Annotated in this window: 11 protein-coding genes, 1 tRNA gene, 1 pseudogene and 1 riboswitch; of the genes and pseudogenes, 7 read left to right on the plus strand and 6 right to left on the minus strand. The window is 60.0% G+C overall.

Annotated elements, in window-relative coordinates; translation table 11 throughout:
- Positions 1-366: 366 nt before the first annotated feature.
- Positions 367-2,298, minus strand: a complete 1,932-nt coding sequence (gene thiC / locus ACRXB1_RS21385; RefSeq protein WP_062169721.1) for a phosphomethylpyrimidine synthase ThiC — start codon at positions 2,296-2,298, stop codon at positions 367-369.
- A gap of 254 nt (positions 2,299-2,552) precedes the next feature.
- A riboswitch (TPP riboswitch) is annotated at positions 2,553-2,683 on the minus strand.
- Positions 2,677-2,967, minus strand: a complete 291-nt coding sequence (locus tag ACRXB1_RS21390) for a hypothetical protein (RefSeq protein ID WP_174363442.1) — start codon at positions 2,965-2,967, stop codon at positions 2,677-2,679. Its footprint overlaps the riboswitch before it by 7 nt.
- A gap of 117 nt (positions 2,968-3,084) precedes the next feature.
- On the opposite strand from ACRXB1_RS21390, the gene ACRXB1_RS21395 reads away from it, so the two are divergent.
- Complete coding sequence (locus tag ACRXB1_RS21395) at positions 3,085-4,191, plus strand: EamA family transporter (RefSeq protein WP_449493141.1); 1,107 nt, start codon at positions 3,085-3,087, stop codon at positions 4,189-4,191.
- A gap of 105 nt (positions 4,192-4,296) precedes the next feature.
- Here ACRXB1_RS21395 and ACRXB1_RS21400 read toward each other — a convergent pair whose 3' ends face one another.
- On the minus strand, positions 4,297-4,437 hold the full coding sequence (locus ACRXB1_RS21400; protein WP_056352444.1) for an entericidin A/B family lipoprotein: 141 nt from the start codon (positions 4,435-4,437) through the stop codon (positions 4,297-4,299).
- A 314-nt stretch (positions 4,438-4,751) separates the two neighbouring features.
- The gene (locus tag ACRXB1_RS21405; protein WP_449493142.1) at positions 4,752-6,146 is read right to left on the minus strand and encodes an ATP-binding protein; all 1,395 of its coding nucleotides are present in this window, start codon (positions 6,144-6,146) and stop codon (positions 4,752-4,754) included.
- Positions 6,147-6,349: 203 nt separating this feature from the next.
- Between ACRXB1_RS21405 and ACRXB1_RS21410 the strand changes: the two genes are divergently transcribed.
- From ACRXB1_RS21410 to ACRXB1_RS21430, 5 genes are all read left to right on the plus strand, one after another.
- A complete protein-coding gene (locus ACRXB1_RS21410) occupies positions 6,350-6,526 on the plus strand; it encodes a DUF1328 family protein (protein WP_075360549.1) in 177 nt (58 codons plus the stop codon).
- Between the two features lie 105 nt (positions 6,527-6,631).
- The gene (locus tag ACRXB1_RS21415) at positions 6,632-6,793 is read left to right on the plus strand and encodes a DUF1328 domain-containing protein (RefSeq protein ID WP_075360550.1); all 162 of its coding nucleotides are present in this window, start codon (positions 6,632-6,634) and stop codon (positions 6,791-6,793) included.
- 133 nt (positions 6,794-6,926) lie between these two features.
- Positions 6,927-7,520 carry a ferritin-like domain-containing protein gene (locus tag ACRXB1_RS21420; protein WP_375508803.1) on the plus strand — a complete coding sequence of 198 codons (594 nt, stop codon included), beginning with the start codon at positions 6,927-6,929 and terminating at the stop codon, positions 7,518-7,520.
- A 114-nt stretch (positions 7,521-7,634) separates the two neighbouring features.
- A complete protein-coding gene (locus ACRXB1_RS21425; RefSeq protein ID WP_061999022.1) occupies positions 7,635-8,267 on the plus strand; it encodes a response regulator in 633 nt (210 codons plus the stop codon).
- A gap of 20 nt (positions 8,268-8,287) precedes the next feature.
- The gene (locus tag ACRXB1_RS21430; RefSeq protein WP_449493143.1) at positions 8,288-8,713 is read left to right on the plus strand and encodes a response regulator; all 426 of its coding nucleotides are present in this window, start codon (positions 8,288-8,290) and stop codon (positions 8,711-8,713) included.
- Positions 8,714-8,731: 18 nt separating this feature from the next.
- Here ACRXB1_RS21430 and ACRXB1_RS21435 read toward each other — a convergent pair whose 3' ends face one another.
- Both ACRXB1_RS21435 and ACRXB1_RS21440 read right to left on the minus strand, forming a co-directional pair.
- The gene (locus ACRXB1_RS21435; protein WP_061999024.1) at positions 8,732-9,103 is read right to left on the minus strand and encodes a hypothetical protein; all 372 of its coding nucleotides are present in this window, start codon (positions 9,101-9,103) and stop codon (positions 8,732-8,734) included.
- 139 nt (positions 9,104-9,242) lie between these two features.
- Positions 9,243-9,327 (minus strand) — tRNA-Leu (locus ACRXB1_RS21440).
- Between the two features lie 444 nt (positions 9,328-9,771).
- Between ACRXB1_RS21440 and ACRXB1_RS21445 the strand changes: the two are divergent.
- A pseudogene (locus ACRXB1_RS21445) lies at positions 9,772-9,969 on the plus strand (hypothetical protein); the annotation flags it as partial.

The raw sequence follows: 9,969 nt of genomic DNA on the forward strand, positions 1-9,969 counted from the left end.
TAACGCGATACTGCCGTTGGCGCTGGCGTAGGCGGCGTGGCTGGCGCGGCAGTATCGCGTTGACGGGTGCTCATTTGATCGCAGGCGGACAGGCCGCCAAGAAGTGCGACCACGAGAGCAGCAGCGCCAATCTGTTTGATCTTGTTCATTTCAACTCTCCAAATCGATAAATCAAGAAGGTGTGACAGGTGTCGCGGAATCGGCGTGTTCTTGTCTCGCATCCTCCCCGGACGACAAAACAGGTCCCGCCGATTCTTTCAATCAGAGAGCAGAAACAGTGCCTGATCGGGTTATTCCGCAGAACAAAGCAAATGGCCCGCCACATTCGCATGTGGCGGGCCGTTTCTACTTGGTCCTGCGTCGGCTTTAAGTCCGTTGGTAAATCTCCGAGCCTTTCTTTACGAACTCGATGGCCTTGGTCTGCATGCCTTGCTTCAACGCCTCGATATCCGACACCCCCTGTTTAGCCGCATATTCACGCACGTCCTGAGTGATTTTCATCGAGCAGAAATGCGGGCCGCACATCGAACAGAAATGCGCGACCTTGGCGGAGTCCTTCGGCAGGGTTTCGTCGTGGAATTCGCGCGCCTTGTCCGGGTCGAGGCCGAGGTTGAACTGGTCGTCCCACCGGAATTCGAAACGCGCTTTCGACAACGCATTGTCCCGCACCTGCGCGCCCGGATGACCCTTGGCCAGGTCAGCCGCATGGGCGGCGAGCTTGTACGTGATGATCCCGGTCTTCACGTCGTCTTTGTTCGGCAGGCCCAGATGTTCCTTTGGCGTGACGTAGCAGAGCATGGCAGTGCCGAACCAGCCGATCATCGCGGCGCCAATGCCCGACGTGATGTGGTCGTAACCCGGCGCAATGTCGGTGGTGAGCGGCCCGAGCGTGTAGAACGGCGCTTCGTCGCACCAGTCGAGTTGCAGGTCCATGTTCTCCTTGATGAGCTGCATCGGCACATGGCCCGGACCTTCGATCATCACCTGCACGTCGTGCTTCCACGCGATCTGCGTCAGCTCGCCAAGCGTCTTGAGTTCGCCGAGCTGGGCTTCGTCGTTGGCGTCGTAGATGGACCCGGGGCGCAGGCCATCGCCGAGCGAGAAGCTGACGTCGTAGGCTTTCATGATTTCGCAGATGTCCTCGAAGTGCTCGTAGAGAAAGCTCTCCTTGTGATGCGCGAGACACCATTTCGCCATGATCGAGCCGCCGCGCGAGACGATGCCGGTCATGCGGTTCGCGGTCATCGGCACGTAGCGCAGCAAGACGCCCGCGTGAATCGTGAAATAGTCGACGCCCTGTTCGGCCTGTTCAATCAGCGTGTCGCGGAAAATTTCCCACGTCAGGTCTTCGGCCTTGCCGTTCACTTTTTCCAGCGCCTGATAGATCGGCACCGTGCCGATCGGCACCGGGCTATTGCGGATGATCCATTCCCGCGTTTCATGAATGTGCTTGCCGGTCGAGAGATCCATGACCGTGTCGCCGCCCCAGCGGATCGACCACGTCATCTTGTCGACTTCCTCGCCAATCGATGATGTCACCGCTGAATTGCCGATGTTCGCGTTGATCTTCACCAGGAAATTGCGCCCGATGATCATCGGCTCGCTTTCCGGGTGGTTGATGTTGTTCGGGATGATCGCGCGGCCGCGGGCGATCTCCTCGCGCACGAACTCGGCAGTGATTTCCTTCGGCGCACCTTCGCCGAACGCCTTCGCGCCGAAAGCCTGCCCGGGATGCTGCCGGCCCATCATTGCCGCGAGTTTTTCACCGTTCGGACCGCTTGTCCTCAGCGATTCAAGATATTCCGCGCGGCGCTGGTTCTCGCGGATCGCGACGAACTCCATTTCCGGCGTGATGATGCCCTGTCGCGCGTAGTGCATCTGCGAGACGTTCTTGCCCGCTACCGCACGGCGCGGCGTGCGGTGCAAACCCTTGAAACGCAAGTCCGCGGTGGCAGGATCGGCGGCGCGTTCACGGCCGAAATCGCTGGAGAGGCCGCTGAGCGATTCGGTATCGCCGCGTTCTTCTATCCACGCCTGGCGCAACGCCGGCAGGCCCGAGCGGATATCGATGCTGGCCTCCGGATCGGAGTAAGCGCCGGAGGTATCGTAGACATACACCGGCGGGTTTTTCTCGCTGCCGAAACTTTCGTTCGTGTCGGATTGCGTGATTTCGCGCATCGGCACGCGGATGTCGGGACGAGAGCCCGTCACGTAGATCTTGCGCGAATTGGGCAGCGGGGCGATGGCGGCGGCGTCGACGACGGCGTCAGCAGACAGGAATTTCGGGTTGGCGTTCATGCGGTTTCTCCTGTGTCGACCGGACTGGGCGCTTGGGCGCTCAGTCCGGTCCCATGCAGATGGTTGCTATGGGGACGGTGTTCCCAGCCGGCTGGCGCGCGTACAAGAAATTCGCAAGACGATCGCAGAACGATCGAAAGCACGCGCACAGTCGGCTGAGCCAAACGCTAGCAACGGGAGACCGACGAAAAAGCAGAGAGAGAAGGCGGCGGATTTGGCGAGGATGCGCGAGAAGAAAGAGAAAGACCCCGGCGCGGCAAAATCCGAACGCTTCCCTGCGCTGGCATTATCCAGATCAGGTTCAAAGGGTATTTCTCACCCGCGACACACGGACAATCCCGACAGACAGATTGCGATGTGCAGCGCAGGACCCCCGCGTTAGCAGCCGCAACAATACACCCCGGCGTAGCGTGTTGGCAACCATCTGTAACGATCTCGCGAAAGCGCGCGGCGCTTACTGCATAATGGCGTCCACTGCGTGCTGTCATGGTGTTTTCCCGGATGCGCCCCGAATATTTTCGTGCTGCCCGGTGTCACCTCAAGCGCGCGGCGGTTCGTGCCGGCTTTCGAGCGGGTTCCGAGCTTCGGCATGGTGATGCCCGACCCTTTTTTGCTGCTTCCGACATGTTGTTCTGCCTTGCCCGTTTTGCCGCGATATTCGAGCGGCATGCGCGCCGTTCATCGGGTCCCCGGTTCCTTCCGGCCGGATCGATGCCGGCGGTTCCGAGCATTTCTTCGGATTGGGCCGCACGGCCTGCCGATACTGCCAGCGGCGCGGAGTAACGGATGTCCACGTCGTTGCCGCCGCCGCAGTCTTCATCGACACCTGCGCCTTCGTCTTCTTCGCAGTACATTTCGCCCGCGACGCAGACTTCGGCGGACGTGTTGCCGTTTCCGCAGTCCACCGCCGATACCCAGGAGACGGGCGCGACGCAACCAGATGCTTTTTCGCCTGATACGGCGCCGCCTCAGCGCCGTCCGTTCAACCTGCCCGGCTATTTCCCCTTCCGGCTTCCAGCAACGAGAGGCGGGCGCATTGCGCTCGCGCTGTTCGTGGTCTATCTGGTCTGGGGCTCCACCTACATGGCCGTGCACTTGTCGCTGGAAGCCTTTCCTCCGCTGATGCTTTCCGGATTGCGCAATCTGTTCGCCGGCATCGGCTTGTTCATTTTTGCGGCGCGGCGCAATCCGGTCTGGCCGAAAGCCGCCGAAGTCCGCAACGCGGCGCTGGTCGGAACGTTGCTTGTGGGTTTATCGAGCGGGATGCTCGCGTTCGGCATGCGTACGGTCGAAACCGGAACGGCCGCCGTGATGGTCGCGACCGTGCCGCTGTTTGCTACGGTCATCGCCGCCATTGCGGGGCGCAAGGTGGCGAAGGGCGAATGGGTCGCGGTCGGGCTCGGGCTGGTCGGCATTGCATTGCTCAATCATGGCGATCCGTCTTCCGGTTCCACGGCAGGCAGCCTGGCTATTCTTTGCGGCGCGGTCTTCTGGGCCGGCGGCTCTCATCTCGCGAGCCGTCTCAAGCTGCCTTCGGATCTGCTGGTGTCGACTGCCTTGCAGATCGGCCTGGGCGGGCTGATGGCGACCATCGTGGCGTGGGTATCGGGTGAGCGCATCGTGAGCATGGCGTTCACGCCGTTCCTGTCGTATCTCTACCTCATGCTCGTCGGTTCGATGGCCGCCTACGTGGCGTATGCATACCTGATCCGTCACACGAGCCCGATTATCGCGAGCAGTTGCATGTACGTGAATCCGGTCGTGGCCGTGGTTATCGGCGCGGTGTTCCTGGGCGAGGTGATCACGAAGTGGACCGTCATGGCGACGCTGATCATCCTGGCGAGCGTGGGGTTGTCGTTCTGGTTCGATTACAAGCGGCGCGGGCTGGTTTGAGGTTCGAGCGCAAGACGAAAAAAGAGCCTCCGAGGAGGCTCTTTTTTCACATATGCATCGCGTTCCCGGCGCGCTGAATCAATTACGCGCCGCGATCCGTTCACATCATTCCGCGCCGTGCTTGTCGGCCGAGTTCGTGAGCGCGTTGCCCGCCTTCGAAATATCCTGACCGGCGCCCGCCGTCGTGTTGCAACCTGCGAGTGCTGCGGTTCCTGCGATCAACAGCAAAGCGATGAGACGAGTCATGAGCGATTCCCCTTGAGTATGCTGCGATTGATATAGGCAACTGGCCTATTGTCGATAAGCCGAAAAACCTTGCCCGAAGTCCGAATCCCGGCCATTCAGCGTATTAGCTAACACATCGTGGCTTTGGTTACGAGCGACCCTTGAAACGTCTTCGCCTGAATCATGGTTGGCGGCTTCGTTTCGATCGACCACACCGGTCTGAAGAATCTTAAAAAATTGGCCGTCCGCAGGCTGTAGGTGCGGATGTTTTTATCGTGTAGGCCAGCTCTGTAACTTGTGTCGGCGCTGTCCTACATGACTCAAATCAGCCAATGTCACGCCGTAAAATTGCGTACGCGGGGCATGGTCACGCGGATATCGGTGCCATGCGGTTCTCGCCGCTCGATCTCGATGCGCCCGCCGCGCGCGCTCACCCGCTGCCGCATGCCGAGAAGCCCGTGCGTGCGTGTGCGCAGCAGATCCTCCGGCCGGATGCCGACGCCGTCATCGGCGACATGCATGGACACGCGCTCATCGTCGAGCGCCAATGCAATCGATACCCGCGTTGCCCGCGCGTACTTCGCGGCATTCGTGAGCGACTCCTGCGCGACGCGGAACAACGCGATCTCCACTTCCTCGCCAAGCTTGATGTCGTCTTCAGGCAACGCGAGGTCGAGCGTCCAGCCGGTGCGTTGCGCGGTCTCGTCGGCAAGGGTGCGAAGCGCCGTGACAAGACCGAAGTTCGCGAGCACGGTAGGGCGCATGTCTTCGATGATCCGCCGCTTCAGCGCAATACCCTGATCCAGGTTGGCCAAGGCGCGGCCGAGTTTTTCGGCCATTGCGGGTTCCACGCTTTTCAGCTTGTTGTTGACCCAGGCAACATCCATCTTGCTTGCCGTAAGAATCGAGCCGAGTTCGTCGTGAAGTTCGCGGGCGAGTTCCGTCTTCTCGTTTTCACTCACCGATTGCAGATGCCACGCGAGCGCTTCGAGTTGGCGCGTGCGCTCGAAGACGAGTTGGTCAAGCTCTTCCTGTTGCGTGATGAGTTTCTGCTGCACGCGGTCCTGCTTGTCGAGCTGGATGCCGAGGTTGCGAAACAGAAGCAAGAACAACACGATGTTGAGCGCACACAACGCGCCCACGCAAAACGTGGAAATGCGCTGGTCGGCGCGGCTTGCATCGAGCGCGGATTGTGCGCGATTTTCCTCGTTGAGGCGCAACAGGGCGAGGGTGGTGTCGAGCGTGTCCGAGGTGGAGGCGGCCTGCGCGTTCAGGCCGGCCTTGATGCGTGCATCGAGGATGGTGCTGAGCTGCCGGAAACTGGTAAGCGCAGTATCGTCGGCCTTGCGACGGTAATAGGCGTCCAGCAATGCCACCGAGTTGCGTATGCGGGCCGCCGCAGCGTTGTAGTCCACGAGAGTCGCCGCGTCCGGCGCCGAATGGAATGCGCGCTCGTCGGCGGTGAGTGACGCAATGTCACCGTTTAGCGCCGTCAACAAGGTGGTCGCGCCTTTGGCCTCGAGCGCGGTCTCGTACTCCGCGGCGATGCGCATGCGGCCGGACTCGAGGATCACGAGACCGCCAACCGTGATCACGATGGCCACGGTCATCGCGACGGCCCAGCTCCAACGGCGCATCCAGCCGTTGATGCGCGCGTTCAGCCGGGCTGCATGGCGCGCGAAGCTCGGGGCCGGGGGCGCCTTGCTGCCGTCGTGCAAAGAGGAAGTCATAAGGATCGCCGGGTTTTTATGTAGCCAGTGTAACTTTCCGAGTCGGTCGGGGCCGCTGAATCATCGTGAAACACGGCAACCCAAGACATTTGAAAGCGTTTGTCGGCGCCGTCCTACAGCAAAACCGGCCAGCGTCCAGATGGAAGCCGGCCGACTCGCCGCTACCATCCGGTCATCAAGACCAACTCTATGGGGAACCGATCATGTTGAAGTGGGCATTGTTTTTCGCGATTATCGCCGTCGTTGCCGGTCTGCTTGGCTTCACCGGCGTTGCAGCGGGTGCGGCCGGGATTGCCAAGTTCCTGTTCGTGCTGTTCCTGATCGTCTGCGTGGTGTTCCTCGTGCTCGGCTTTGTAGTGACGAAGAAAATAGTCGACTAGCGCCCGCTCGTTTCTTCGATGCGGCCGGTGGTTCGCAAGGGGACTCAACGAAGCCGACTTTGCGAACCCGACGCCCGGAACGCTCCATCGGACGGAGAGGTCACCATGCTTCACTACGCCGTCATTTTCTTTGTCATTGCGATCATTGCCGCGGTGTTCGGTTTCACGGGGATTGCTGCGGGCGCCGCCGAAATCGCAAAGATTCTCTTCTACATTTTTCTCGTGGTGTTTGTCGTTACCTTGCTGCTGGGTGTGTTCCGGACATGATGACCAGGCACGCCGTATGCGAACGATAAACACAGCGACCGTAGACGCGCCGCTTAAGCCGTTTATTCATCCCGGCACGCGTCCGGATCCCGTCCAATCGCTGAAATTAGAACCCCAAATCTGGAGCACATCAATGTCGAAATCGTCTGCTGTAAAGGCTGCACCGGTCCAACCCAACGAGGCCGGTCAGAAGTCTGATCCGTTTGTGCTGGATGTGGAGAAGATCCGCGCCGACGCACGTCAACACATGGACGACGGTCCCGTTACATCCAGCTATGGCGCTGACAAGGATGTCGTGCTGAAGCTGCTGAACGACGCGCTCGCGACCGAGATCGTGTGCACGCTGCGCTACAAGCGTCACTACTTCATGGCGAAGGGCATCCATTCGGAAGCCGTCGCGAGCGAGTTCGCCGAACATGCGACCGAAGAGCAGGAACACGCCGATACCCTCGCCGAACGAATCGTCCAGTTGGGTGGCGAGCCGAACTTCGCGCCAGACAGCCTGGCTTCGCGTTCGCATTCGGAATACAAGGAGGGTGGCAACCTTATCGACATGATTCGTGAGAATTTGATCGCCGAGCGCATCGCCATTGATACGTATCGGGAAATCATCCGGTATCTCGGCGAGAAGGATGTCACCACGCGCCGTATCTTCGAGGAGATTCTGGCAGTCGAAGAAGAACACGCCGACGACATGGCCGACCTGCTCGACGGCCTCGACGGTTGACAGGGCGTTGAAGTAACGGACGACTGAAAGCGAAAGACGGCGCGCGGCGGAATGATTTCCGCCGCGCGCCGTCAGTACAATGGTGCAAATATAAAACGGCCGCGGGCAGCGCAGATGATTCGAGTGTTGATAGCGGACGATCACGCAATCGTGCGAAGCGGGTTCCGGCAATTCGTTGCCGACGAACCCGACATGGAAGTGGCAGGCGAAGCGTCCACCGGGGACGAGACTATCGCGCTCGTGCGTGAGAGCGCGTTCGATGTGGTGCTGCTGGACATTGCGATGCCGGATAAAAACGGCATTGACACGCTGCGCGTGATCAAGCAGATTCGCCCGGAGCAGGGTGTGCTGATGCTTTCGGGCTATCCGGAGAGCCAGTACGCCATCAACCTGCTGCGCGCCGGCGCCAATGGTTATCTGAACAAGGATGCTGCACCCGACGAAATCGTGCGCGCCATTCGCACGGTCGCGCGCGGGCACCGGTACTTGTCGGAATTCATCGCCGATGCACTCGCGGACAAGCTCGAAAAGCCCGCTGCGGAGCGGCCACACGAGGCCTTATCGGAGCGCGAGTTCCAGATTTTTTGCAAGCTTGCCGGCGGACAACTGCCGACTGAAATTGCGGACGAGCTGCATTTGTCGGTGAAGACGATCAGCACGTACCGCGCGCGCGTTCTCGAAAAAATGCGCCTCGCGAATAACGCCGATCTTACGTATTACGCGATCAAGAACGGATTGATCGAGTAGGAAGCAGGAGGATGCCCGCCGTGGGCCAACAAACGATCGCCGATGAAACCAGGCTTGCACAGAAGCGGCCGCTGAGCGTGTTGCTGATCGAGGATTCGCCGTTGATCCGGCGCAGCCTCGTGGAGGCCATCGATGCGTCCGGCGAGCTGAAAGTGAGTGCCTGGGCCGATACGCCTGAAGGCGCGATTGCGCTGCTGGCTTCGGCGGCATTCGACGCGGTGATCGTCGACTTGCAGTTGAAGAGCGGCTCGGGCATCGAGGTTCTTTCTTATTTGCAACGCACCGGCATCACCGATTCAACCTTCGCCGCCGTGCTGACCAACCATGCGTTGCCGGCCTACCGCGAGCGCTGCCTGCAATACGGCGTGCGCCATTTCTTCGATAAATCCCTGGAATTCGACCGCGTGCTCGACGCGCTGCATCTTTATGCGCGCGCCCGGGAATGAGCACGTCCGGGAACGGCGTCAATCCGTGTCGGCCTGATCCGGCTTCAAGGGATATTTCGCGGCGAGCGTGGCCGGCGCGAGCCACTGGAATGTGCGCATCTGATCGCCGTCAAAGGTGCATTCCACCGCGGCTGGCACAGGGGTTTTCGTGGTCTTGATCGGTGTCGCGCCCGCTGGCGCAACTCTCAGAATGTAAGTGCCTTCCACTACCACGCGCGTCCCGCGATAGGAAACACGCGGAATCTCATAGTCGAGCTTCGGGCTGGAAGCGGGATAGGTCTCGACCATCTTCGCCTTGCATTGCTGAGCGTTCTGATACCCCGTCGTGCATCCGGCGGTACAGGCGAGAACGGCGGCAGCGGCAACCGTGTAGAGGCTTCGATGTTTCATGTGGGCTCGCGCTAATAGAGACGCTCGATAAGACGCGCAGTCTACTTCAGTCGGCGGGCATTGGCAGAATCGCCCGGAAACGATAGCAGGCACAGGCGGCAGTGGCGTCCGCCCGTCTTCCCAAAGCCGTATCGGGTGCTGGTAGCGGGGACCGGACTTGAACCGGCAAGCCGTTAGGCGGCGGATTTTAAGTCCGCTATGTTTACCAATTTCATCACCCCGCCAGGCGGACGGCATTCTACCATCGGAAGGGCGGAGGGCCAATCCGCAGTGCCGTGAACGTCACGAACTCCGGTCATCGAGTGGGCCTCCGGCGCGCCGTTTTTGCACATCGATAAACGCGTTTATCTACGTTGCGCATTGCAACAAAGACAACTGCCCGCGCACTCGTCCATGTCGCTACCGGAAAGAAACAGAAATATATTCGCGACCGGGTGCATCCGTTTCATCTCAGGCCCGCGTATTTAGCTACGTGAAGATCAGCCGTCCTGATGGCATCAGGGCTTCATCGCTCCGGCCTGTCTTCATTACCTCATCCTCATGTCTCATGCATCACGGCTCCTTGTTGCAAGGTGCAGCCGCTGCTTTAACTCGGCTGTGCACTTCGAATGGCGCCGTACGGTTAATTACTCAATATGCAGGAAAGGAGATAGTCATGGCAGAAGAAATTGCGATCCTCGATATCCTCGAACGCCGCGCCAATAAGTTGGCCAAACGCCGGCAGTTCTTCAGGAGCGCAGGCGATCATCAACCCGCGTTTCATCTCGCCGGCGAATCTTTCGAACACGGCGAACCTCATCGGCTTGTTCGGGTTGTTTGCGATCGGCGAGGGATTCGTGATCATCACGGGCGGCATCGATTTGTCG

It is taken from the genome of Caballeronia sp. M23-90, assembly GCF_053574605.1.